Annotated in this window: 21 protein-coding genes; 10 read left to right on the top strand and 11 right to left on the bottom strand. The window is 67.0% G+C overall.

The window, feature by feature from the left end:
- Nucleotides 1-6: 6 nt before the first annotated feature.
- Complete coding sequence (gene purB / locus JI752_RS00975; protein WP_216958107.1) at nucleotides 7-1377, bottom strand: adenylosuccinate lyase; 1371 nt, start codon at nucleotides 1375-1377, stop codon at nucleotides 7-9.
- A 153-nt stretch (nucleotides 1378-1530) separates the two neighbouring features.
- Here purB and JI752_RS00970 point away from each other — a divergent pair, with 153 nt between their 5' ends.
- Nucleotides 1531-2955 carry a class II fumarate hydratase gene (locus JI752_RS00970; RefSeq protein ID WP_216958105.1) on the top strand — a complete coding sequence of 475 codons (1425 nt, stop codon included), beginning with the start codon at nucleotides 1531-1533 and terminating at the stop codon, nucleotides 2953-2955.
- A gap of 138 nt (nucleotides 2956-3093) precedes the next feature.
- Here JI752_RS00970 and JI752_RS00965 read toward each other — a convergent pair whose 3' ends face one another.
- The 6 genes from JI752_RS00965 to JI752_RS00940 all read right to left on the bottom strand — a co-directional run bounded on the left by JI752_RS00965 (nucleotide 3094) and on the right by JI752_RS00940 (nucleotide 7626).
- Nucleotides 3094-3768: a YggN family protein gene (locus tag JI752_RS00965; protein ID WP_216958103.1), complete on the bottom strand. Its 675-nt coding sequence runs from the start codon at nucleotides 3766-3768 to the stop codon at nucleotides 3094-3096.
- Nucleotides 3769-3805: 37 nt separating this feature from the next.
- Nucleotides 3806-4576 carry a DUF4097 family beta strand repeat-containing protein gene (locus JI752_RS00960; RefSeq protein ID WP_216958101.1) on the bottom strand — a complete coding sequence of 257 codons (771 nt, stop codon included), beginning with the start codon at nucleotides 4574-4576 and terminating at the stop codon, nucleotides 3806-3808.
- A gap of 325 nt (nucleotides 4577-4901) precedes the next feature.
- Nucleotides 4902-5960 (bottom strand): hypothetical protein, encoded by a 1059-nt coding sequence (locus JI752_RS00955; RefSeq protein WP_342315298.1) that lies wholly within the window; start codon nucleotides 5958-5960, stop codon nucleotides 4902-4904.
- Nucleotides 5957-6847, bottom strand: a complete 891-nt coding sequence (locus tag JI752_RS00950) for an ABC transporter ATP-binding protein (RefSeq protein ID WP_216958099.1) — start codon at nucleotides 6845-6847, stop codon at nucleotides 5957-5959. Before JI752_RS00950 ends, JI752_RS00955 begins: the two co-directional genes overlap by 4 nt.
- The gene (locus JI752_RS00945) at nucleotides 6844-7212 is read right to left on the bottom strand and encodes a GntR family transcriptional regulator (protein ID WP_216958097.1); all 369 of its coding nucleotides are present in this window, start codon (nucleotides 7210-7212) and stop codon (nucleotides 6844-6846) included. The genes JI752_RS00950 and JI752_RS00945 overlap by 4 nt, the downstream gene beginning before the upstream one ends.
- A 3-nt stretch (nucleotides 7213-7215) precedes the next feature.
- Complete coding sequence (locus tag JI752_RS00940; RefSeq protein ID WP_216958094.1) at nucleotides 7216-7626, bottom strand: hypothetical protein; 411 nt, start codon at nucleotides 7624-7626, stop codon at nucleotides 7216-7218.
- Between the two features lie 457 nt (nucleotides 7627-8083).
- Between JI752_RS00940 and JI752_RS00930 the strand changes: the two genes are divergently transcribed.
- From JI752_RS00930 to JI752_RS00900, 7 genes are all read left to right on the top strand, one after another.
- A complete protein-coding gene (locus JI752_RS00930) occupies nucleotides 8084-9019 on the top strand; it encodes an FKBP-type peptidyl-prolyl cis-trans isomerase (protein WP_216958090.1) in 936 nt (311 codons plus the stop codon).
- A gap of 139 nt (nucleotides 9020-9158) precedes the next feature.
- Complete coding sequence (locus JI752_RS00925; RefSeq protein WP_216958087.1) at nucleotides 9159-9947, top strand: FKBP-type peptidyl-prolyl cis-trans isomerase; 789 nt, start codon at nucleotides 9159-9161, stop codon at nucleotides 9945-9947.
- A 128-nt stretch (nucleotides 9948-10075) separates the two neighbouring features.
- Nucleotides 10076-11416, top strand: coding sequence for a UDP-glucose/GDP-mannose dehydrogenase family protein (locus JI752_RS00920; protein ID WP_216958085.1), 1341 nt, complete (start codon nucleotides 10076-10078; stop codon nucleotides 11414-11416).
- Complete coding sequence (locus JI752_RS00915; protein ID WP_254200128.1) at nucleotides 11413-11658, top strand: SlyX family protein; 246 nt, start codon at nucleotides 11413-11415, stop codon at nucleotides 11656-11658. The genes JI752_RS00920 and JI752_RS00915 overlap by 4 nt, the downstream gene beginning before the upstream one ends.
- A gap of 136 nt (nucleotides 11659-11794) precedes the next feature.
- Nucleotides 11795-12469 (top strand): DUF2058 family protein, encoded by a 675-nt coding sequence (locus tag JI752_RS00910; protein ID WP_216958082.1) that lies wholly within the window; start codon nucleotides 11795-11797, stop codon nucleotides 12467-12469.
- A 43-nt stretch (nucleotides 12470-12512) separates the two neighbouring features.
- Nucleotides 12513-14624, top strand: coding sequence for an acyltransferase family protein (locus tag JI752_RS00905; RefSeq protein ID WP_216958080.1), 2112 nt, complete (start codon nucleotides 12513-12515; stop codon nucleotides 14622-14624).
- A 6-nt stretch (nucleotides 14625-14630) separates the two neighbouring features.
- Nucleotides 14631-15326 carry an alpha/beta hydrolase gene (locus tag JI752_RS00900; RefSeq protein WP_216958078.1) on the top strand — a complete coding sequence of 232 codons (696 nt, stop codon included), beginning with the start codon at nucleotides 14631-14633 and terminating at the stop codon, nucleotides 15324-15326.
- Nucleotides 15327-15405: 79 nt separating this feature from the next.
- On the opposite strand, the gene JI752_RS00895 is transcribed toward JI752_RS00900, so the two are convergent.
- From JI752_RS00895 to JI752_RS00880, 4 genes are read right to left on the bottom strand one after another with little or no spacing between them, the layout of a single operon-like run.
- Nucleotides 15406-16554, bottom strand: a complete 1149-nt coding sequence (locus JI752_RS00895) for a prephenate dehydrogenase (protein WP_216958076.1) — start codon at nucleotides 16552-16554, stop codon at nucleotides 15406-15408.
- A gap of 2 nt (nucleotides 16555-16556) precedes the next feature.
- A complete protein-coding gene (gene metH / locus JI752_RS00890; RefSeq protein ID WP_216958074.1) occupies nucleotides 16557-19247 on the bottom strand; it encodes a methionine synthase in 2691 nt (896 codons plus the stop codon).
- A gap of 34 nt (nucleotides 19248-19281) precedes the next feature.
- A complete protein-coding gene (locus JI752_RS00885; RefSeq protein WP_216958072.1) occupies nucleotides 19282-20379 on the bottom strand; it encodes a homocysteine S-methyltransferase family protein in 1098 nt (365 codons plus the stop codon).
- Nucleotides 20379-21344 carry a metalloregulator ArsR/SmtB family transcription factor gene (locus JI752_RS00880; RefSeq protein WP_216958070.1) on the bottom strand — a complete coding sequence of 322 codons (966 nt, stop codon included), beginning with the start codon at nucleotides 21342-21344 and terminating at the stop codon, nucleotides 20379-20381. Before JI752_RS00880 ends, JI752_RS00885 begins: the two co-directional genes overlap by 1 nt.
- Nucleotides 21345-21522: 178 nt before the next feature.
- Here JI752_RS00880 and JI752_RS00875 point away from each other — a divergent pair, with 178 nt between their 5' ends.
- Together JI752_RS00875 and JI752_RS19405 are read left to right on the top strand one after the other, a co-directional pair.
- Nucleotides 21523-22728 carry an acyl-CoA dehydrogenase family protein gene (locus tag JI752_RS00875; RefSeq protein WP_342317273.1) on the top strand — a complete coding sequence of 402 codons (1206 nt, stop codon included), beginning with the start codon at nucleotides 21523-21525 and terminating at the stop codon, nucleotides 22726-22728.
- Nucleotides 22729-22755: 27 nt separating this feature from the next.
- The gene (locus tag JI752_RS19405; RefSeq protein WP_256448094.1) at nucleotides 22756-22881 is read left to right on the top strand and encodes a hypothetical protein; all 126 of its coding nucleotides are present in this window, start codon (nucleotides 22756-22758) and stop codon (nucleotides 22879-22881) included.
- Nucleotides 22882-22887 lie beyond the last annotated feature (6 nt).

The following is a 22887-nucleotide window of genomic DNA, read 5'->3' as shown; positions in this document are numbered from 1 at the left end:
TTTCGGTCAGATCTCGCGCGCCAATTTCTCCGCCAGGCCCACGTAGGAGCCCGGCGTCATCTCCAGCAGGCGCTGCTTGTCGGCGGCGGGCAGGTCGAGCGTGCCGATGAACTCGCGCATCGAGGCCTCGGTGATGCCCTGGCCACGCGTGAGCGCCTTGAGTTGCTCGTACGGGTTCGGCAGGCCGTGGCGGCGCATGACGGTCTGCACCGCTTCGGCTAGCACTTCCCATGCGGCGTCGAGGTCGGCGGCCAGGCGGTCCGGGTTCGCGCTCAGCTTGCCCAGGCCGCGCAGCAGCGCGTCGAAACCGATCAGCGCATGGCCGAACGCGGTGCCCAGCGCACGCAGCACGGTGGAGTCGGTGAGGTCGCGCTGCCAGCGGCTGATCGGCAGCTTCGCGGCGAAATGTTCGAACAACGCATTGGCGATGCCGAAGTTGCCTTCGGCGTTCTCGAAGTCGATCGGGTTGACCTTGTGCGGCATGGTCGAGGAGCCGACTTCACCGGCCTTCACCGCCTGCTTGAAGTAGCCCAGCGAGATGTAGCCCCAGATGTCGCGGCACAGGTCGATGGCGATGGTGTCGATGCGGCGCTGCGCGTCGCAGACTTCGGCGATGCCGTCGTGCGGCTCGATCTGCGTGGTGTACGGCTGCCAGTTCAGGCCCAGCGAATGCACGAAACGTTCGGAGAACGCCGGCCAGTCCACGTCCGGGTAAGAGGCGACGTGCGCGTTGTAGTTGCCCACCGCGCCGTTGATCTTGCCCGGCATGCGTGCGCCGGCCAGGGTTTCGCCCTGGCGCTGCAGGCGCGCGACCACGTTGGCGATTTCCTTGCCGACGGTGGTCGGCGAGGCGGTCTGGCCGTGCGTGCGCGAGAGCATCGGCAGCGCGGCGTGTTCGTGCGCCATCGCGCGCAGCTTCTGGATGAGCTCGTCGAGCTTGGGCAGCAGCACGTACTGGCGCGCCTCGTTGAGCATCAGCGCGTAGCTGAGGTTGTTGATGTCCTCGGAGGTGCAGGCGAAGTGCACGAACTCCAGCGCCGGGCCGAGCTCGGCGTCGTCCTTCAGGCGCTCCTTGATGAAGTACTCCACCGCCTTGACGTCGTGGTTGGTGGTGCGCTCGATCTCCTTCACGCGTGCCGCATCGGCCGGCGTGAGCTTGTCGGCCAGCGCGCGCAGGCGCGCCGCGGCGGCATCGGAGAAGGGCTTGAGCTCGACGATGCCCGGTTCCGCGCCCAGCGCCAGCAGCCATTCCACCTCCACCTTCACGCGCGCCTTGATCAGGCCGTATTCGGAAAAGATCGGGCGGAGCGCGTCCACCTTGCCGGCATAGCGGCCATCGAGCGGGGACAGGGCGAGCAACTGGGCTTCAACGGACATGGCGGGCGTCTGTGGGGCGAAGGCAAACCGCGATTCTACTACCGACGCCCGGCCGGCCCGTCGCGGATGCCGCACCGCGTTCCCTCGGGCGGGTGATACGCCCGCCATGCGCCGGGCGTAAGCTCGGCCCATCCGACCCCCGAGGACCACGCAATGGCGAAGCAGGCCCGCCGCGCCAGCGGCTTCCGCATCGAACACGACAGCATGGGCGAGCTGCAGGTCCCGGCTCACGCGCTGTGGGGCGCGCAGACGCAGCGCGCGGTGCAGAACTTCCCGATTTCCGGCCGGCCGATGCCGCGCGAGTTCATCCGCGCGCTGGGCCTGATCAAGGCCGCGGCGGCGGAGGTCAACGGCGACCTCGGCTTGCTCGGCAAGGGCGTGTCGCGGGCGATACGCGCCGCGGCGCTGGACGTGGCGGCCGGCACGCACGATGTGCATTTCCCGATCGACGTGTTCCAGACCGGCTCGGGCACCTCCAGCAACATGAACGCCAACGAGGTGATCGCCGCGCTCGCCAACGGCGACGGCAAGGCGAAGGTGCATCCGAACGACCACGTCAACCTCGGCCAGAGTTCCAACGACGTGATTCCCACCGCGATCCGCGTTTCGGCGCAGATCGCCACCGTCGAGCAACTGCTGCCGGCGCTGAAGCACCTGCGCCGCGAGATCGAGCGCAAGGGCCGGGCGCTGGGCAAGGTCACCAAGACCGGCCGCACGCATCTGATGGACGCGATGCCGCTGACCTTCGCGCAGGAGTTCGGCGCCTGGGCGTCGCAGCTGGCCTCGGCGCAGGCGCGGATCGAGGACGCACTCAAGCGCGTGCGCCGGCTGCCCATCGGCGGCACGGCCATCGGCACCGGCATCAACGCCGACCCGCGCTTCGGCAAGGCGATGGCGAAGGCGCTGTCGGCGTTGTCGGGCACGAAGTTCGAATCGGCCGACGACAAGTTCGAGGGCATCGCCGCGCAGGACGACGCGGTGGAGCTGTCGGGCCAGCTCAGTGCGCTGGCGGTGGCGCTGATGAAGATCGCCAACGATCTGCGCTGGATGAACTCCGGGCCGCTGGCGGGCCTGGGCGAGATCGAATTGCCGGCGCTGCAGCCGGGCAGTTCGATCATGCCGGGCAAAGTGAACCCCGTGGTGCCGGAAGCCACCTGCATGGTGTGCGCACAGGTGATGGGCCACCACACCGCGATCACCGTCGCCGGGCAGAGCGGCAACTTCCAGCTCAACGTGATGCTGCCGCTGATCGCCTACGACCTGCTCGATTCGATCCAGCTGCTGGGCAACGTCATGCGGCTGCTGGCCGACAACGCGATCGCCGGGCTGAAGGCGCGGCCGGAACGCGTGCGTGAGGCGCTGGACCGCAATCCGATCCTGGTGACCGCGCTCAATCCGATCATCGGCTACGAGAAAGCGGCGGCGATTGCCAAGCAGGCTTACAAGGAAGGACGCCCGGTGCTGGAAGTGGCGCTGGAAACCAGCGGGCTATCGGAGAAGCAGCTGCGCGCGCTGCTGGATCCGACGGCGTTGACGCGGGGCGGGATCCACGAGGGCGGGGGCGGCGCGGGTGGGTGAGGCAGGCCGCCTACGCGGCACTGCCGCGTGGCCTGCCGAACGCCCGGCCATGGATGGCCGGGCCGGGCGATCCGGGGCCGATCCAGGCCCGCCATGGACGGCAGCGATGTGTTCGAATGCCGTGGCCGCTTTGCCGACCTACTGCTTCGACGGCGCCTCGGACGCCTTCGCCGCTTCGGCCGCGGCATCCGCCGTCAACTTGTGGCTCTTCTCCTTCGCCTCGTCGACGCATTCGTCGATGTCCGACTGCGTCAGGTTCGCGTAGGGCTTGAAGTCCGGCAGCGCGGCCGCGAGGCGGTCCTGCGAAGTCATCATTCCCGGCAGCGCGTTGCACAACTGCAGCGCCGCCGCTTCCACCTTCGACGCCTGCGCCTTCACCTTCTCGTCGATGTCGTCCGAGCCGCCGGTGAAGACGCTCTTGATCGATTCGGTCACCGCGTGCGTGGCGAGGTCGGCACTGTGCATGCCGATGTTCATGCCGGCCGTGGCGACCGCGACCACGTGGCTGCGGTACTCCAGCAGCAGCGCGCGCTGCTCGGGCGTCACCGGCACCGGCTTGCCGTCGACGATGAAATCGCCCTTGGGCGACAGTTCGACGCGCTTGCCGGTCTTGCCGTTGTCGATGTTGATGTTGCCTTCGGCGATTTCCTTCTTCGCTTCGGTCAAGGCCTTCTGCACCGCGCCGGAGATCACTCCGCCGGTCTGTTCGGCCTTCTGCTGCGCCTGCTGCTGGCCGGAGGGATTCGCCCCGCAGGCCGCGAGCAGGCAAAAGCTGGAAAGCACCGCGGAGAGGGCGAGGGGACGCAGGTTCATGGCGCGGATTCCTTGGAAGGGAAGTAAAGGCGGTCGGTCAGCCGTCGACGGGCACGTCGACGCGGCCGGACACGCCGCTGTGATCGACCGAGCCGCTGCCGACGCGGCGCACGGTCAGGTTGCCGGTGACGGCATGCGCATCGAGGTCGCCGGAGCCGATCTTGTCGGCCGTGACGCTGCCGCTGACATCACGCACTTCCACGTCGCCCGAACCGATGCTGCCGATGACGACGTCGCCCTTGACGCGACGCGCCTTCAGGTCGCCGGAACCGACGGACAGGATGTGCAGGGAGCCGATCGTGTCCAGTTCGATGTCGCCGGAGTTGACGTCGGCGGTGACCTGGCCGCGGATGTCGCGCGCTTCGACATCACCGGAGCCGACGTCGGCGCTCAGCGCCGAGGCGCCGACGACGCGTGCGTCGCCCGAGCCGACCTTCAGCTGCACCAGCACGTTGTCCGGCACGGTCGCGTTGAGGGAGAGGTAGGCGTAGTTCGCGCTGCCGAAGCTGATGCTGATGGTGTCGGCGCGCTCGGCCTTGACGATGATCTTGTCGCCGACGCGCTGTTGGGTGAGCGAAAGCTCCTTCAGACGGTCGGGATTGGACGCGCAGGCCTTGCCCTGTACGCCGCCCTTGGCGCCGCGCTGGGCGTTGACGACGAGGTCGTGCGGGCCGATGTCGAACATGATGGTCTTCACGCCGTTGAAATCGAGCTGCAGGTTGTGCGGCTGCGAATGCTTGCATTCGTCGGCGAAGGCCTGGCCGGCGAACAGGACGAGGGGCAGGGCGAACAGGGACAGGGTGCGCATTGCGATGGTCTCTCCGTGAAAGGCCCTACTTGGATGCAAGCGCGGCGGCGTTGGTTGCGTCGGCCGTGGCGTCGAGCGGAAGCGGGCTCGGTTCTGCGACTTCAAGGCGTTGCTTGGGCGAAGACGGATGCGGCTTGTGGTGCTTGGTGGAGGCTCGGGTGGCCTGCCATCTGGGGGCTTGCGGTCGCTTTCATCTTCAAAAGCGCCGCTTCGGAAAAACTGTGGCTGCCGTACGTGGCGTCAGGTTGTGGGCTTCGGATCGCCCGGCCCGACCATCCGTGGCCGGGCGTTCGGCACGCCGCGCGGCAGTGCCGCGCGGCGTGCCTCACCCCTCATCCCGCCAGCGGCGCAGACGGATCGCGCCGAAGATCATCGCCGCGCCGGCCAGTGCACCGACCCACAGCTGCGGCGTCGCCAGCACCGAGTACATCGTGCGCAGGCTCAGGACCGAGTGGATGGCCTGCGGGCCGTCGACGTCGATGTCGCCGATCTGCGCCGCATCGAACCACGAACCCGGGGCCGCACTGAGCAGGCTGCGGGCGACGACGTTCTTCCAGAACCAGCCGGTTTCCAGGTCGAACAGGTGCATCAGATCGAACCAGCTGACGAAGATGCCGGCGAAGACCGGGATCATGATCGCCCACAGGAACGGCTTGCTCTTCGCCCACGACGAACACAGCATCAGCCAGCCCACGGTCGGCAGCGCCCACAGTGCGTAAACCGGAATCGAGGCGATCAGGTGCAGGCTGACCTTCAGCGGGCTCGCCGGGCCCCACAGCATCGTGTACGGGTTGCCGCCGTGCAGCAGCACGACCAGGCTGTAGACCACCATCGATCCGAATACCACCGCGATTGCGGCGAGGGCGGCGATGACCGGTGCCATCAGCGTCGCGCTGGCGACCTTGGACAGCACGGTGTCGCGGTCGGAGATCGGCAGCGACTTCCAGAACAGCACACTGCGGTCGCGGCGGTCGTCGTACAGGCTGCCCAGGCAGTAGAAGAACACCACGAAGGCCAGCACGATGAAGGGCCAGCTGGCGGCCATGTAGAGGCTGGCGTCGATCACGCCGCCGAACTCGCGCAGCTCGCTCGGGCTCATGTTGGCGGTGAGCTGCGACAGGTTCAGGCCGTTGACCTGGAAGCTGCCGCCTTCGACGTTGATCGTCGCCTTGTCCGGCACCTTGCGCAGCAGCACTTCGCCCGCACCGATGCCCATCAGCGTCAGCAGTAGCAGGATGCCGCCGGCCACCAGCGGTGCCCACAGGAAGCCGCCCTTGTGCTCCCAGAACTCGCGCTTCATCAGCATCTTGAAGGTATGCGTCCGATGCGGCGCGGCCACGGCGGTGGAGCGGGGGAGCTCGTGGGATTCGTTGATCGCATTCATGCGTAGGTCCCCTTCATGGTGGCGACGAACAGGTCGGCCAGGCCCGGCGTGCGGGTCTCGCCCAGTCCGGCCAGTTGTTCGCGCGGAATGCCGTCGAACAGCATCACCGTCTTGCCGAAGGGCAGGGCGCGCTCGTCGATCGGCTTGAGCGCGCGCGCTTCGCCGGACTTCTCGCCGTTGACCAGCACTTCGGTGAAGCGCTCGCCGAGCGTCTCCATGTCGTTGTCCAGCACGACCTTTCCGTCGCGGATGAACATGACGTCGGTGAGGATGTGCTCGATCTCTTCGACCTGGTGCGTGGTGACCAGGATGGTCTTCTCCTCGTCGAAGTAGTCTTCCAGCAGGCGCTGGTAGAACTGCTTTCGGTAGAGGATGTCCAGGCCCAGCGTGGGTTCGTCGAGGACCAGCAGCTTGGCGTCGATGGCCATCACCAGCGCCAGGTGCAGCTGCACGATCATCCCCTTGGACAGTTCGCGCACGCGCATCTGCGGCTTGAGCTGCGTGTGGGCGAGGAAGCGTTCGCACTTGGCACGGTCGAAGCGCGGGTGCACGCCGGCGACGAACTCGATGGCTTCCTTCACCCGGATCCAGCGCGGCAGCACGGCCACGTCGGCGATGAAGCAGACATCGCGCATCAGTTCATCGCGCTCGGTGCGGGGATCGCGACCGAGCACGCGCAGCTCGCCCTCGAACGGAATCAGGCCGAGGATGGCCTTGAGCGCGGTCGTCTTGCCCGCGCCGTTGGGGCCGATCAGGCCGACGATGCGGCCGGCCGGGATCTGGAACGCGGCGTCGTCCAGGGCAAGCTTGTTCTTGTAGGCCTTGCGAAGCCCACGAGCGTTGACGACCGGCGCGGCGGTGGAGATGTTTTCGGCGAGTGCGTTCATTGCGTACCTGCCTGGGCCGGGGTCAGCAGCTCTTCTGCCGTGAGGCCCAGTCGCATGATGCGTTCCAGCACCAGCGGCCATTCCTCGCGCAGGAAGCGTTCGCGTTCATTGAACAGCAGTTTCTTTGCCGCCTCTTCGGTCACGTACATGCCAAGACCCCTGCGTTTCTCGACGAGAGCCTCGTCCGCCAATTCCTGATAGGCGCGCGAGACGGTGATGGGATTGAGCTGGTATTCGGCGGCAACCTGTCGCACGGAGGGAAGTGCGTCGCCCGGCTTCAGGACCCCGTCGAGCATCATCGCGATGACGCGCTCCTTGAGCTGGCGGTAGATCGGAGCGCCGTCGCTCCATTGGATTGCGGTCATGGTTCAGCCCCGCGGTGCGAATGAGAAATAAGGCATGACTAGGGTTTGCCGGCGATGCCGGGCGGCAGTCCTTGCCTTGTGTTCGGGTTCGATATCAGCGGTTTCACGGGCTTCCTTCACCGCCTGGGCCAAGGCCGCGGCGGTGGCGATCTCCGCCGCCAGGGTGGCGGCGTCGGAAAGGGTGTCGATCTGGTCGGCGCGGTGCTCGATGCTGCGGGCCAGCGCGTCGATGTTCTGCTGCTGGCTGAGCGAGGCGTCGGCCGGGGTGAAGGTGGCGTCGATCGGGCCGAACTGCAGCGCGACCGGGTTGGCCTGCGCCTTGTGCGGGGCCGGCATCGCCAGCGCCAGGCAAAGCGCGAGGGCCGAGCCGGAAGCCAGCAGGGCGGTGAGCGAGTTCTGGAACCTGCGGTTCATGGTGAACGTCCTGCTCGTTAGTAGACCGGTGTTGTAGGCAACTATAACACCAAAATACGACCGGTCAACTGGCTTCTACCCAACTGATGGCATAGGCCGACCAACGGTCTCGGGAGAGGGGTGTCCCTGTTCAGCCCGGAGGTAGACACCGGACTTCCCAGCATCCCGCCGCACGATCGGCTTGTCTTTGCCCGGGGTGTCTATTGCAGGCGTGGCGACGGACGGCAGCGCCCCGCGATGCGTGCAGGTGCATCGTCGCGCTGACCTGCGTCGCGCCCAGGCGCAGCGTTCACGGCTTTGTGCCGACGTCGCGGGTAGACACGCAGACGATTGCCGCCACGCGTTCATGCCGCGACAATGCACGGCTTGTGTCGCGCGCCGCGCCTATCGTCGGTGCCGTGCATCGCAAGCTGCCGGCAGAACGCCGGCCGACAAACCCATACGGAGTAGGTTCCCGATGAAGGCATTTCTGCGCGGCACCGCCGTGTTGCTCACCACTGCGGCCACGCTGATCGGCGCGGCGGCCTCTGCCCAGGACAAGACCGTGCTGACGACCGAACGTGAAAAGACCAGCTACATGGTGGGCACCGACATCGCCCAGTCGCTCACGCCGCTGGCGCCCGACATCGACCTGGCCGCATTCCAGCGCGCCATCCAGAACGCCTTCGACGGCGGCAAGCCGCTGATCACCGAGACCGAAGCGCAGACCGTCGGCCCCGCGCTGATGCAGCGCATCGCCGCGCGCACCGGCCAGGCGCCGGCCGGCACCAAGGCGCCGGACGTGCCGAAGGACAAGGTCGCTTATCTGGTCGGCGCCGACGTCGGTCGTTCGCTCGCGCCGATCAAGGACGAGGTTGAACTGCCGGTGGTTATCCAGGCGATCCGCACCTCGTTCGACAAGGGCCAGCCGCTGTTGAGCGAGGCCGAGCTGGGCGCCGTGCGCCAGTCCTTCCAGCAGAAGGTGCAGGCGAAGATGCAGGCGCAGGCGGCCGAGCTGGGCGGCAAGAACAAGGCCGAAGGCGAGAAGTTCCTCGCCCAGAACAAGACGCAGAAGGGCGTGATCACCACCGGTTCCGGCCTGCAGTACATGGTGCTGCGCCAGGGCTCGGGCCCGCGTCCGAAGGCCACCGACCGCGTGCGCGTCAACTACGAGGGCAAGCTGCTCGACGGCACCGTGTTCGACAGCTCCTACGCGCGCAACCAGCCGGCCGAATTCGCGCTCAACCAGGTCATCGCGGGTTGGACCGAAGGCGTCGGCATGATGCCGGTGGGCAGCAAGTTCCGCTTCTGGATCCCGGGCGATCTCGCCTACGGTGCCAACGGTACGCCGGGTGGCCCGATCGGTCCGAACGCCACGCTGGTGTTCGATGTCGAACTGATGGCGATCCTGTAATTCGGCACTGCGTCGCGGTATGCCGCGCGGAGTTCGCGCGGTAGGCCTTTGGTTCAGTTCGGCGCTGGCAGTTTGTCAGGCCGCAACGCCGGGACGGGCATTCCTCCCGGCGATCCTTCCTCACTGGAGCTTTAGCCCGATGAAGTTCACCCCGCGCCACACCGGCCTTGTCCTGGCCGTCGCCTCGCTCGCCGCGCTGACCGCCGCCTGCAACAAGCCCGCCGACAAGGCCGATGCCGCCAAGACCGACGCGGCCGCCGCACAGGCCGGCAAGGACGGCGCGAAGGCGATTCCGGGCCTGGCGACGGAGAAGGAGCAGGTCAGCTACATGATCGGCATGGACATGGCGCGCTCGCTGGAGCAGGTCAAGGACGAGATCGACCTGGACACGCTGAACAAGGCGCTCAAGGCCTCGCTCGCCGGCGAGAAGCCGCTGCTGGACGAGAAGCAGGCCGGCGAGATCCGCGAGGCCTTCGCCAAGAAGCTGCAGCAAAAGCGCATGGACAAGATGATCGCCGACGCGAAGACGAACCTGGAGGACGGTGAGAAGTTCCTCGCCGAGAACAGCAAGAAGCCGGGCGTGGTGACCACCGCGTCGGGCCTGCAGTACCAGGTGATCACCGAAGGCAAGGGTCCCAAGCCCACGGTCAACGATGTCGTGACCGCGCATTACAAGGGCACGCTGCTCGACGGCAAGACCTTCGACAGTTCCTACGACCGCGGCGAACCGGCGAACTTCCCGCTGAGCCAGATGGTGCCGGGCTGGCAGGAAGGCATTCCGCTGATGCCGGTGGGCAGCAAGTACCGCTTCTGGATTCCGAGCAAGCTTGCCTACGGCGAGCAGGGTGCCGGTCCGATCGGCCCGAACGCGACGATCGTGTTCGAAGTCGAACTGCTCGACATCGTGAAGCCGGGCGCCGGCAAGTAAGCCGGTCGCAACGCGCGACGGGAACGATCGGATAGCGCAGGGACGCTTCCGGCGGGTGACGGCCGCATGCCGTTCACCCGCCAGTCGCTACCGTTTTCCGTCTCCGCCTTTCGCTTCAGAGGAACCGCATGCGCGTCACCATCTTCGGTACCGGATACGTCGGCCTGGTCACGGGCACCTGTTTGGCGGACGTGGGCCACGACGTGGTCTGCGTCGACATCGACCAGACCAAGGTCGACGGCCTCAACCGCGGTGTGATTCCGATCTACGAGCCGGGCCTGGAGCCGATGGTGAAGGCCAACCACGCCGCGGGCCGGTTGAGCTTCACCACCGACGCCGCGGCGTCGGTCGCGCATGGCGACGTCATCTTCATCGCGGTCGGCACGCCGCCCGACGAGGACGGCAGCGCCGACCTCAAGTACGTGCTGGCGGTGGCGCGCACGATCGGCCAGCACCTGGAGCGGCCGTCGGTGGTCGTCAACAAGTCGACCGTGCCGGTCGGCACCGCCGACAAGGTGCGCACGGAGATCGCGACGCAACTGGCCGCGCGCGGCGCCGACCTGGCGTTCGAAGTCGCGTCCAATCCGGAATTCCTCAAGGAAGGCGACGCCGTCAACGACTGCATGCGCCCGGACCGCATCGTCATCGGCGCCAGCAGCACGACGGCCGTGGAACGGCTCAAGCGCCTGTATGCGCCGTTCAACCGCAACCACGAGCGCATCGTGGTGATGGACGTGCGTTCGGCCGAACTGACCAAGTACGCCGCCAACGCGATGCTGGCGACGAAGATCAGCTTCATGAACGAGATCGCGAACATCGCCGAGCGCGTGGGCGCGGACGTGGAGATGGTGCGACAGGGCATCGGTTCGGACCCGCGCATCGGCTGGCATTTCATCTATCCCGGCGCGGGTTACGGCGGTTCGTGCTTCCCGAAGGACGTGCAGGCGCTGCATCGCACCGCGCAGCAGCACGGCTACGAAGCGCAGCTGCTGGGCGCGGTGGAAGGCGTGAACGATCGGCAGAAGGGCCATCTGTTCGAACTGATCCAGCGCCATTACGTCGGCGACATCGCCGGCAAGACCTTCGCGGTGTGGGGCCTGGCGTTCAAGCCGAACACCGACGACATGCGCGAGGCATCGAGCCGCCGCCTGCTGCAGCAGCTGTGGGACGCGGGCGCGAAGGTGCGCGCGTACGACCCGGAGGCCAGCGAGGAGGCGCACCGCATCTTCGGCGATCGCGACGACCTGGTGCTGTGCGACTCGGCACGCGCCGCGCTGGCCGACGCCGATGCGCTGGTGGTGGTGACGGAGTGGAAGCAGTTCCGCAGCCCGGATTTTTCGCGACTGAAGCAATCGCTGGCCGATGCGGCGATCTTCGACGGGCGCAATCTGTATCACCCCGATGAGGTCGAGGCCGCGGGGCTGGCGTATTACGGGATCGGGCGCGGGCGCTCGATCCAGTCGGAATGACGATGGCGCAGAACCAGGACGAGCTCGAACGGCGGATCATCGATCTGGAAACGCGGCTCGCGTTCCAGGAGCAGGCGCTGTCCGAGCTGAGCGACGCGCTGGCTGCCGCGCGCGACGAGGAAGTCCGCAACGCGCTGGTGATGCATCGCGTGCTGGAAGAACTCAAGCAAATGCGCAGCGCGCTGGCGGCCAACCCGTTCTCGGCCGACGCGTCGCAGGAACCGCCGCCGCCGCATTATTGAGGCGGGCAGGGTGGCAGCCGAGGCCTTCCCGGGCGCTGCCGCATGACTGGACACCGACGATTCGTCCCTGCGGCCGAGCGCTGACGGCGCCGGCTGCCTATACTTCGGCATCAGCCGTCATCCTTCCTGTAGCACGATGAGCAACAGCCTCCGCGACCAGTTGATGGGCCTGGGTTTCAAGCCCGCCCCCAAGCCCGAGCGCACCGCGCCAGCCAAGGACGAACGTCGCGGCAAGCCGGAAAACCGCCACGCCGGCAAGCCGCAGGGCCGGCCGGACGCGCGCAGCGCAGATCCTCGCAAACCCGATCAGCGCAAGCCGCACGGTGGCAAACCGGGCGGTGGCAAGCCCGGCGGTCCGCGCCCGGGCGGTCGGCCGCAGTCCCGCGAGGACATCGATCTGGCCAAGGCCTACGCCATCCGCGCCCAGCGTGAGAAGGACGAGCGCATCGCCGCCGAGGCCGCCAAGCAGGAAGAAGCGCGCCAGCGTCGCGAGGCGCGTTCGAAGCTGGCCGAACTGGTCAAGGACAAGTCGCTGAACGATGCAGCTGCCGAGATCGCCCGCCATTTTCCGTACGGCGGCAAGATCAAGCGCATCTACGTCAACGAAGCACAGCTGAAGGCGCTCAACGCGGGCGAACTGGGCGTGCTGCAGATGGACGGACGCTATCTGCTGGTGACGGCCGAACTGCTTGCGCAGGCCGAGGCGATCTTCGCGCCGGCCGTCGCGCTCAAGATCGATCCGAACGCGCCTGCCGAGCTCGATCCCTACGCCGACCCGCAGTACCAGGTGCCCGACGATCTGGTCTGGTAGGCGCGGCCATTCGGCCCCACGATTTTTCGAGAACTTCCGACGCATGCACGTCACGGACGACACGCGCCATCGCTATTTCCCGTACATAGACGGCCTGCGTGCGTTGGCCGTGCTTTCGGTCATCGCCTACCACCTCGATCCGCGCCTGTTGCCGGGCGGCTTCACGGGCGTGGATGTCTTCTTCGTGATCTCCGGCTTCGTGGTGAGCGCATCGATGGCGCACTTCCACAGGCCGCGCCTGCTCGACTACCTGGGCTACTTCTACGCGCGTCGCATTCGCCGCATCGCGCCGGCGCTGGTGGCGTGCCTGATGATCACCGGGCTGGCGAGCGCGTTGTTCATTCCGCAGGCATGGCTTAGCGACACCAGCAACGAGGTCGGTCGCTGGGCCTTCGTGGGCCTGAGCAACTTCGTCCTGCTGCGAACCGACGGCGATTATTTTTCGCCCAAGGTCGAGTTCAATCCGTATACGCATACGTGGTCGCTGGGCGTGGAAGAGCAGTTCTACGTGCTCTTCCCGCTGCTGTTCTTCGCCTGGGCCTACGGTCGGCGCGGGCGCAACGGGTCGATGGCGCTGTTCGCGCTGGGCCTGGTGGCTTCGCTGGTGTACGTCACGCAGGTGGCGCAGTCGCAGCCGGCGCTGGCGTTCTACATGCTCACCACGCGTTTCTGGCAACTGGCCGCCGGTGTGCTGCTGTTCCAGATGCTCACGCGTTCGAACGCGCCCGGCGCGCTCTCGCGAATTCCCGCGTGGGCTGCCACGGCCGGCGCGGTGCTGTCGCTCCTCGCCCTCGGCTATGGACTGATCACCGCGCGTGCGGGGCACTCGCCCTGGCCCGACGCGGTGCTGCCCGTGCTCGGAACGCTGGGGCTGCTCGCGTTCCTGCATCGGGCCGATGCCGGTGGCCCGCTGCGTGGCGTGCTCCAGAGCGGTCCTGTTCGCTGGGTGGGCAGGCTGTCGTACTCCCTCTATCTGTGGCACTGGCCCGTGTTCGTGCTGCTGCGATGGACGGTGGGGCTGGAGTCCGTGTCGATTCAGGCTTTCGCGCTGGTACTCACGTTCGCGATGGCGGCGCTGTCCTACTACTTCATCGAGACGCCGTTCCGTCATGCGGCGGTGTTCCGCAATGCGCGCAAGTTGGCCGTCATCGGCGTCGGTGTGGTGGCGATCTTCGCCTTCATGGGCGTGTACCGGAAAGTCGGGCGCATGCAGCCGGAGCTGTCGCTGAGCGTGATCGCGCGGCACGCCGAAGACTGGTACCCGATGGGCCGCGAAACGCGCCCGGTGTATCCGGACTGCGCCGCGGTCGGTCACGTCGAGACCGTGCCCGATGCCGACGTGCGCATCTACTCGAAGTCATCCTGCGCGCAGCCATCGCAAGTCGGGCGGCTGTTCGTCATCGGCGACTCGCACGCGGCGGCGTACGCCGGCTTGATGGCGCGCGTCGCCGAGCAGAGCGGGCGCGACGTTTACCTGTATACGCGTGCGGGATGTTCCTTCATCAACCTGCAACCGTCGCGCGACTACCGACTGCCTCATTGCCGCGCATTCGGCGAGGCGGCGCTGGCGGACGTGCAAAGGCGTGCGCAGGCGGGCGACGTCCTGTTCCTTCCTGCGCTTCGCCTGCCGCGTTATGCGGACCAATGGGCGAGTTTCGATCCAGCCGAAGTTCGCAACGCCGTCTTCGGCGATGCGGCCTTGGCGAGCCGGCAGGAAGCCGAGGCAATGGCGAGCGGCCTGCTCAAGCCGCTCGGCGAGCGCGGAATCTCCATCGTGTTCGAGGCGCCCAAGCCGATCTTCCGCTCGCCGCCGTACCGTTGCGCCGACTGGTTCAGTCGCGGCAATCCGGCGTGCAACGAGGGGCTGACCATGTCGCGCGAAGACTTGCAGGCCTTGCGCCGGCCGGTGATGGATGCCTTCGCGCAGATCGCCGCGCAGGTCCCCGGCGTGAGCGTGTGGGATCCATTCCCGCTGCTGTGCCCGGAGGCGACATGCCGCGTGGAGGAGGGCGGTCGCCCCCTGTACTTCGACGGGGACCACATCAGCGGTTACGCCAACCGCAAGCTGACACCGGCGTTTCTGGCGCACCTGTCATCGGTGCGGCCTGGTTCGGCGGGTCAGAAGTACCAGATGCCGGATGATCTGGCCCGGTAGGCACGCATGCTGAAGGCAGTCATCCTGCCCGGCATGGATGGAACGGGCTCGTTGCTTTCCGATTTCGTGCAATCACTTGGACGGCACTTCGACGTCCAGGTGGTTGCATATCCGCCGGACGAGCCGCTTGGCTATCGGCAACTCCACGAGTTCGTGCGAGCCCGGCTTCCGGCGGGCGAGTTTGTCCTCATCGCGGAATCCTTTTCCGGCCCCATCGCGCTTTCCCTGGCGCGTGAGGCCTCCGCTGGAATGAAGGCGCTGGTCCTATGCGCATCGTTCGCACGGGTAGACCTGCCCGGCAAGGCTTGGCTGTCGCGCTGCGCGTCGTTCGTTCCGTTTCGCAGCCCGCCCGTTTCCATGCTGTCGATCTTGCTATGGGGGCGCTGGCGCACTCGCGAGCGTGTAGACGCGTTGAGGCTGGCCCTGTCGCACGTGCATTCCGACGTGATCCGCGTTCGTGCGATCGAGGCGCTATCGGTCGATGCGACACGCGACAATGCGACAGTTGCCGTGCCTACTCTATGTCTGCAAGCGTCCCAGGATCGCCTGATCGGCCAGTCTGCGGCGAAGGTCCTGGCCGGCATCGTGCCCGGGATGCAGGTGCATCGCTTCGACGCGCCGCACTTCCTGCTGCAGATCCGCGCTGAGGAATGCGCCCAGGTGGTCGCTACCTTCGTCAGCGAAGTTCGCTCCGGGTTGTAGTCGAAGATCAACGCCGGCTCGCGTTCCGTTTGCGCCAGCTGACGCGCGACCGTTGACGACGTACTGGCCGCGGTCGGCGCTATGCGCGCTGCAAGCCGCGACCGTGCAGAACACGGCCGATGCCTTCGTCCTGGATGCTGGCGGAGAGTGTGGAAACGTCGTCCGGTGACATCGCGCGAACCTGCGCAGGATCCAGCCCGATGCGGAAATGCAGTTCGCCGTCTGGCGTGCGCGAAGAGTGGATCGAGGCGAGGTTGATGCCGCGGCGCTCGAACACCGCCAGCAGCGCGCGCAGCGAACCCGGGCAGTCTTCGGGCAGGAACACGTTGAGATAGTTCGGGCTTTCCAGATCGGCAAGCAGATACCCCAGCCGCTCGAATCCGTGGCTGCCGGCCGCCAGGGTCGAAGTCCCGAAAAACGCCGCGCCCTCGTCGAGCAGGCGTGAACGGACTTCGCCTCGTGCCTCCTCGCCACCGTGACGTACCCGCGCGCGCAGAAAGTCGATGGCCTGCGCGAAGCGATCCAGCGCCGGAAGCACATGCGGGTTCTCGAACTGGATGTCCTCGTAGATCGCCGGATTGCCCGAGAGGATACGCTCGGTGACGGTGAGGTCGAGTTCGTATCCGACCGTGCGCAGCGGATGCAGGCGTTCGAGACCGCCCAGCGGCGGGGCGAACTCACGGATGACGTCGGCCTGCGCCATGTGCGCGGCGTGCACCAGGCCCTGCACCAGCGCCATGGCGCGGTCGTGCTCGGCCGGTTCGACGGTGACGCATTCGGCTTCGGTCAGCGCAAGGAAGCCTTTGAACCATTCCCGCCATGCTTCAATGCGGGCCGGGCAAACGGCCAGCACGCGTCCCTTCAGCGTCGGCGTCTTCGGCGGCGCCGTCATCGGGTGCAGTCCCGCCACCTCGGCCTGCGAGCGCAGCAGCTCCGCCACCGGCGCGTCCTTGGTGGAGGTGACGTCCATCCACAGACGCCCACGCTCGGCACCGTCGGCCAGCGTCACGTACTCGCTGATCAGTGTCGGCGTGCGGCGTATGGGCGCGCTGAAGATCAGCACGTCGGCACGCCGGACCAACTCGATGGGCGCCATCGTGTCGTCGCCGACGACGTCGTGGCCCACGACCGTCAGACCCATGCGGCCTTCGAAGAACGTGCGCAGCCAGCGGCCGTACGCACCGTGGATGCCCACGATGCCGATGACCGGCGACGGCCCGTGCGCCACGGCTATTCCGGATCGTAGTCTAGGTTAGACGCCAGCCAGCGTTCGGCCTGCGCCAGGCTCACGCCCTTGCGACGCGCGTAGTCCTCGACCTGTTCCTTTGATACGCGGCCGACCACGAAGTACTGGCTCTTCGGATGGCTGAAGTAATAACCGGAGACTGCAGCGGCCGGATACATGGCGAAGCTCTCGGTGAGGCGCACACCCGCATGATGCTCCGCGTCGAGCAGGCGGAACAGCGTGCCTTTTTCGCTATGTTCCGGGCAGGCCGGATAGCCGGGCGCCGGACGGATGCCTTCGTAGGCTTCCTCGATCAGCGCCGAATTGTCGAGCGTCTCGGCGCTGGCGTAGCCCCAGAACTGCTTGCGTACCCGCTCGTGCAGGCGTTCGGCCAATGCTTCGGCGAAGCGGTCCGCCAGCGCCTTGAGCAGGATCGCGTTGTAATCGTCATGGTCGGCTTCGAAGCGTGCGACGTGCTCTTCGATGCCGATGCCGGCCGTCACCGCGAAGCCGCCGATCCAGTCCTGGCGGCCGCTGTCCTTGGGTGCGATGAAATCGGCAAGGCAGAAATCCGGGCGATCGGCCGGCTTGTCGACCTGCTGGCGCAGGAAGTGCAGGGTGGCGGTCGTGCCGTTCGCATCGACGATGACGTCATCGCCGATCGCGTTGGCCGGCCACAGCGCGAACACCGCCTTCGCGGTCAGCCACTTCTCATCGACGATGCGCTTGAGCATCGCCTTCGCATCGCGGTAGAGCTCGCTGGCCTGCGTGCCGACGACCTCGTCGGTGAGGATCGCCGGGAACTTGCCCGCCAGTTCCCAGGTGTTGAAGAACGGCGTCCAGTCGATGTAATCGAGCAGTTCCGCCAGCGGGTAGTCGTCGAACACGTGCAGACCCGGCTGCTTCGGGGCCGGCGGAACATAATCGTTCCAGCCACCCTCGAAACGCTGGCCGCGGGCCTTCTCCAGCGACACCAGGCGCTTGCCGTCGCCGCGCTGCTTGTGACGCTGGCGGATCTCGGCGTAGTCGGCGTCGTTGGCGGCGACGAAGTTGCCGCGCAGGTCCGGGCTGATCAGCGACTGCGCCACGCCGACCGCGCGCGAGGCGTCCTTCACCCACACGGTGGGCGACTTGTAATGCGGATCGATCTTCAGCGCGGTGTGCGCGCGCGACGTGGTGGCGCCGCCGATCAGCAACGGGACCTGGAAGCCCTGGCGCTGCATCTCGCGCGCGACGTGGCTCATTTCCTCCAGCGACGGCGTGATCAGGCCGGAAAGTCCGATCAGGTCGGCGTTCTCCGCTTTCGCGCGATCGAGGATGACCTGCGCCGGCACCATCACGCCCAGGTCGACCACGTCGAAGTTGTTGCACGCCAGCACCACGCCGACGATATTTTTGCCGATGTCGTGCACGTCGCCCTTGACGGTCGCCATGACGATCTTGCCGTTGGACTTGCCGACATCGCCCGTGCGGAGCTTCTCGGCTTCGATGTACGGCAGCAGGTAGGCCACGGCCTTCTTCATCACGCGCGCGGATTTCACCACCTGCGGCAGGAACATCTTGCCGGCGCCGAACAGATCGCCGACCACGTTCATGCCGTCCATCAGCGGGCCTTCGATGACATCGAGCGGACGCGTCGACAGCGCGCGCGCCTCTTCCGTGTCGGCTTCGATGTACTGATCGATGCCGTGCACCAGCGAGTGCGACAGGCGTTCGCGCACGGGCTTCTCGCGCCAGGCGAGGTCCTCGACCTTCTTCTCGCCCTTCTTGCCCTTGTAGCGGTCGGCGATCTCCAGCAGGCGTTCGGTCGCATCGCTGCGGCGGTTGAGCACCACGTCCTCGACGCGCTCGCGCAGGTCGGCGTCCAGGTCGTCGTACAGCGGCAGCGCGCCGGCGTTGACGATGCCCATGTCCATGCCGGCCTTGATGGCGTGGTACAGGAACACGACGTGGATCGCCTGCCGCACCGGCTCGTTGCCGCGGAAGGAGAAGCTGACGTTCGACACGCCGCCGGAGATGTGGCTGAAGGGGAAGCGCCGCTTCAGCTCGCGCGTGGCCTCGATGAAGGCCACCGCATAGTCGTTGTGTTCCTCGATGCCGGTGGCGATGGCGAACACGTTCGGATCGAAGATGATGTCTTCCGGCGGGAAGCCGATCTCTTCCGTCAGCAGGCGATAGGCGCGCGAGGAGATCTCGACCTTGCGTTCGATCGTGTCGGCCTGGCCGGCTTCGTCGAAGGCCATCACCACGACCGCCGCACCGTAGCGACGCACGAGTCGCGCCTGGCGCAGGAACTCGGCTTCGCCTTCCTTCATCGAGATCGAGTTGACGATGCCCTTGCCTTGCAGGCACTTCAGGCCGGCCTCGATCACGCTGAACTTGGAGCTGTCCACCATCACCGGCACGCGCGCGATGTCCGGCTCGGCGGCGATGAGGTTGAGGAACTCGACCATCGCGCGCTCGGAATCGAGCAGGCCTTCGTCCATGTTGACGTCGATGACCTGCGCGCCGTTCTCCACCTGCTGGCGGGCGACGACAACCGCTTCATCCAGGCGGCCTTCAAGAATGAGTTTCTTGAACTGCGCGCTGCCGGTGACGTTGGTGCGCTCACCGACGTTGATGAAGTTGGATTCGGGCGTGATCTGCAGCGGCTCCAGGCCGCTCAGCCGCGTCTGCCGGGGTAGTGCGAGGTTCATCTGTTGCGAATTCCTTGGTGTATCGACAGGCGCGTCAGGCCGCGGCGACCAGCGCAGGCAACGCGCGCGGCGCTACGCCGGCGACGGCCTGGGCAATCGCCGCGATGTGTGCCGGCGTGGTGCCGCAGCAACCGCCCACGAGGTTGAGCAGCCCCGAGCGCGCGAATTCGCTCAGCACCGCGGCCATGTCCTCCGGCGTTTCGTCGTAACCGCCGAACGCGTTGGGAAGGCCCGCGTTGGGGTGCGTGCTGACGTAGGCGTCGGAGACCTGGGCGAGCACGTCGACGTGCTGGCGCAGGTCCTTTGCGCCGAGCGCGCAGTTCAGACCGATGGCCAGCGGCTGTGCGTGGCGGAGCGAGTACCAGAACGCTTCGGCCGTCTGGCCCGAAAGCGTGCGGCCGCTGGCATCGGTGATCGTGCCGGACACCATCACCGGCAGGCGCACGCCTCGCGCATCGAATGCCTCTTCGATGGCGAACAGCGCCGCCTTGGCGTTGAGCGTGTCGAACACCGTCTCGACCATGAGCACGTCGGCGCCGCCGTCGATCAGGCCGTCGGCGGCCTCGCGGTAGGCCGTGCGCAGTTCGTCGAAGGTGATCGCGCGGAAGCCGGGGCGGTTCACGTCCGGGCTCAGGGAGGCCGTGCGGCTGGTCGGGCCGAGCACGCCGATGACGAAGCGCGGGCGCGAGGGGTCTTTCGCCTCGGCCGCGTCGCATGCGTCGCGGGCCAGGCGCGCGCCGGCTTCGTTGAGTTCGCGCGCGAGGTGCTCCAGGCCGTAGTCGGCCAGCGACACCGTCGTCGAATTGAAGGTGTTGGTTTCCACCAGATCCGCGCCTGCGTCCAGGTACTGCGCGTGGATGCCGCGGATGATGTCCGGCTGGGTCAGCGTGAGCAGATCGTTGTTGCCGCGCTGGTCGCGCGCGCAGCCGCAGTTTTCCTCGTGCACGTGCTCGACGTGGTCGTAGGCGTGGTCGTAGCCGCTGGCGAAGCGCTCGCCGCGGTAGGCCGCCTCGTCCAGCTCGTGCTGCTGGATCATCGTGCCCATCGCGCCGTCGATCACCAGGATGCGCTCGCGCAGCAGGTGCTGCAGCGCTTCGGCACGCGCGGGGTTCAGCCAGGGCAGGGCGCTCATCAGGACTTCCTCGTGGTCTTGCGGGTCGCACTGTCGCCGCCCTTGCGGCCGATCAGCGCGATCACTTCGAAATGGGGCGGGCGGCGTTCGCGGGTCACGGTCTCGCAACTGGTGACGTCGAGGCCGGCCCGGGTCGCGAACTTCAGCAGGTCCTTCTCGCTGAAACCCAGATTCACGTGGCCATAGGCTTCCACCACGTTGCGGTGCTCATGACGCGCCAGGCTGGTCAGCAGCAGGCGGCCGCCCGGGCGCAGCACGCGCACCGCCTCGGCCACGGCCTGGGCGGGGTGCTCGGCGTAGGTGAGCGAGTGCATCAGCACGACCAGGTCGAAGTGCGCGTCGGTGAAGGGCAGGGCGTGCATGTCGCCCTCACGCACTTCGACGTTCTTGAGCTTGCGCAGGCGCTCGGAGGCGGCCAGCACGACCTTGGTGCTGGAGTCCAGGCAGACGTAGCGGTTCGAATGCGGGGCGAGCAGTTCGGCCAGCACGCCGTCGCCGGAGGCCACGTCGAGCACGTCGCCGGGCTCCAGCAGCGGCAGGGCGGAGCGCGCCATGGCTTCCCAGGTGCGGCCGGGCGAGTAATGGCGCTCCATGTCGCCGGCCACGGAGTCCGCCCAGTTCTGGTCGGCCGCGCGTGAGGCCAGGACATGAGTGACGCGCTCGGCGTCCTGGCGCAGCAGCGGGTCGTCGCTGCCCTCGCGCAGGGTCTGCCACAGGGCGCGCTGGGCGGGGTCCAGGGCGCCGTCATCGAAGCGGTAATAGGCCGACACGCCGGCCCGGCGGTCGCGCACCAGCCCGGCCTCCTTCAGCTTGGCCAGGTGGGTGGAGACGCGCGGCTGGGCGAGGCGGGTGATGGCGGACAGCTCGGCCACGGTCAGTTCCTCACGCTCCAGCAGGGCGAGCAGGCGGACGCGGGTGGCGTCGGCAAACACCTTCAAGCGTGAGGACCAGCCTTCCAGATCCATGTTTCATCAACCTATCGCGATATAGCGATAAGTTTCGTCCGCAAGGCGCGCAGGGTCAAGGGCAACGTGAAGGTAGCGGTATCACGCCGCGCGTTCGGGAGCGGGGTTTTCCGCAAACGGGCGGGAAGGGGCGCATGCGGCGCCGCGCAATGGCCTCGCCCGACACGAGCCAGTTACAATTCGCGGGCTCGCAAGATCAAATACTCAAGCACGAGGTATCGACGTGGATTTCAGCTTCACCGAAGAGCAATTGTTGATCCAGGATGTGGCCCGCCGCATCGCCCAGGAAAAGATTGCTCCCAGCGCCGAGCACCACGACAAGACGGGCGAGTTTCCGCTCGAGAACATCCGCACGCTGGGCGAGAACGGCCTGATGGGCATCGAGGTGCCGGCCGAGTACGGCGGCGCCGGCATGGACCCGATCAGCTACGTGCTGGCGATGATCGAGATCGCGGCGGGCGACGCCGCGCACTCCACCATCATGTCGGTGAACAACTCGCTGTTCTGCAACGGCATCCTCAAGTTCGGCACCGAGGAGCAGAAGCAGAAGTACGTGCGTGCGATCGCCGAAGGCCGCGAGATCGGCGCCTTCGCGCTGACCGAGCCGCAGTCCGGTTCCGACGCCACCGCGATGCGCTGCAAGGCGACGAAGCAGGCCGACGGCACCTACGTCATCAACGGCAAGAAGAGCTGGATCACCTCCGGCCCGGTCGCCAAGTACTTCGTCCTGTTCGCCATGACCGACCCGGACAAGGGCGCGCGCGGCATCACCGCGTTCATGGTCGACGGCGATCGCGCCGGCTTCCATCGCGGCAAGACCGAGCCCAAGCTCGGCATCCGCGCCTCGGCCACGTGCGAGATCGAGTTCGACGGTTACGTCGCGCAGCCTGAAGACGTGCTCGGCGACGTCGGCCACGGCTTCAAGATCGCCATGAGCGTGCTCGACGCCGGCCGCATCGGCATCGCCAGCCAGGCCATCGGCATCGCCCGCGCGGCCTACGAAAGGACCCTGGAATACGTGCGCGAGCGCAAGGCGTTCGGCGCGGCCATCGGCACGTTCCAGATGACCCAGGCGAAGATCGCCGACATGAAGTGCAAGCTCGACGCGGCCACGCTGCTCACGCTGCGCGCGGCCTGGCAGAAGGGCGAGTACGACAAGGGCGGCGCGCGCTTCAGCAACGAGGCGGCCATCGCCAAGCTGACGGCTTCGGAAGCGGCGATGTGGATCACCCACCAGGCCGTGCAGATCCACGGCGGCATGGGCTACTCGAAGGAAATGCCGCTGGAGCGCTACTTCCGCGACGCCAAGATCACCGAGATCTACGAAGGCACCAGCGAGATCCAGCGCCTGGTGATCGCCCGCAACGAGACCGGCCTGCGCTGACGGGCCGCCGGCACGCACGAAACCGACATGAAACGTTTCGGATCGTCACGTCCCACCGCCTGCCCTGTCGACCGCGGTCGCGACTGGAGTGAGCGCGAGAACGCCGCACACGCGGCCTCGCGCCAGATCGCGCCCGCGAACAGCCCGTACTGAACCGTA

Source organism: Lysobacter sp. MMG2 (assembly GCF_016735495.2).
Classification (GTDB): domain Bacteria; phylum Pseudomonadota; class Gammaproteobacteria; order Xanthomonadales; family Xanthomonadaceae; genus Lysobacter_J.
Note: the sequence above shows the minus strand (reverse complement) of the source record. Positions and strands in the feature narration are given on the sequence as shown.

Excerpts from the sequence above, each read along its gene's own strand:
- purB (WP_216958107.1), bottom strand. The coding sequence starts at position 1,377 with ATGTCCGTTGAAGCCCAGTTGCTCGCCCTGTCCCCGCTCGATGGCCGC.
- JI752_RS00970 (WP_216958105.1), top strand. The coding sequence starts at position 1,531 with ATGGCGAAGCAGGCCCGCCGCGCCAGCGGCTTCCGCATCGAACACGAC.
- JI752_RS00965 (WP_216958103.1), bottom strand. The coding sequence starts at position 3,768 with ATGAACCTGCGTCCCCTCGCCCTCTCCGCGGTGCTTTCCAGCTTTTGC.
- JI752_RS00960 (WP_216958101.1), bottom strand. The coding sequence starts at position 4,576 with ATGCGCACCCTGTCCCTGTTCGCCCTGCCCCTCGTCCTGTTCGCCGGC.
- JI752_RS00955 (WP_342315298.1), bottom strand. The coding sequence starts at position 5,960 with ATGAATGCGATCAACGAATCCCACGAGCTCCCCCGCTCCACCGCCGTG.
- JI752_RS00950 (WP_216958099.1), bottom strand. The coding sequence starts at position 6,847 with ATGAACGCACTCGCCGAAAACATCTCCACCGCCGCGCCGGTCGTCAAC.
- JI752_RS00945 (WP_216958097.1), bottom strand. The coding sequence starts at position 7,212 with ATGACCGCAATCCAATGGAGCGACGGCGCTCCGATCTACCGCCAGCTC.
- JI752_RS00940 (WP_216958094.1), bottom strand. The coding sequence starts at position 7,626 with ATGAACCGCAGGTTCCAGAACTCGCTCACCGCCCTGCTGGCTTCCGGC.
- JI752_RS00930 (WP_216958090.1), top strand. The coding sequence starts at position 8,084 with ATGAAGGCATTTCTGCGCGGCACCGCCGTGTTGCTCACCACTGCGGCC.
- JI752_RS00925 (WP_216958087.1), top strand. The coding sequence starts at position 9,159 with ATGAAGTTCACCCCGCGCCACACCGGCCTTGTCCTGGCCGTCGCCTCG.
- JI752_RS00920 (WP_216958085.1), top strand. The coding sequence starts at position 10,076 with ATGCGCGTCACCATCTTCGGTACCGGATACGTCGGCCTGGTCACGGGC.
- JI752_RS00915 (WP_254200128.1), top strand. The coding sequence starts at position 11,413 with ATGACGATGGCGCAGAACCAGGACGAGCTCGAACGGCGGATCATCGAT.
- JI752_RS00910 (WP_216958082.1), top strand. The coding sequence starts at position 11,795 with ATGAGCAACAGCCTCCGCGACCAGTTGATGGGCCTGGGTTTCAAGCCC.
- JI752_RS00905 (WP_216958080.1), top strand. The coding sequence starts at position 12,513 with ATGCACGTCACGGACGACACGCGCCATCGCTATTTCCCGTACATAGAC.
- JI752_RS00900 (WP_216958078.1), top strand. The coding sequence starts at position 14,631 with ATGCTGAAGGCAGTCATCCTGCCCGGCATGGATGGAACGGGCTCGTTG.
- metH (WP_216958074.1), bottom strand. The coding sequence starts at position 19,247 with ATGAACCTCGCACTACCCCGGCAGACGCGGCTGAGCGGCCTGGAGCCG.
- JI752_RS00885 (WP_216958072.1), bottom strand. The coding sequence starts at position 20,379 with ATGAGCGCCCTGCCCTGGCTGAACCCCGCGCGTGCCGAAGCGCTGCAG.
- JI752_RS00880 (WP_216958070.1), bottom strand. The coding sequence starts at position 21,344 with ATGGATCTGGAAGGCTGGTCCTCACGCTTGAAGGTGTTTGCCGACGCC.
- JI752_RS19405 (WP_256448094.1), top strand. The coding sequence starts at position 22,756 with ATGAAACGTTTCGGATCGTCACGTCCCACCGCCTGCCCTGTCGACCGC.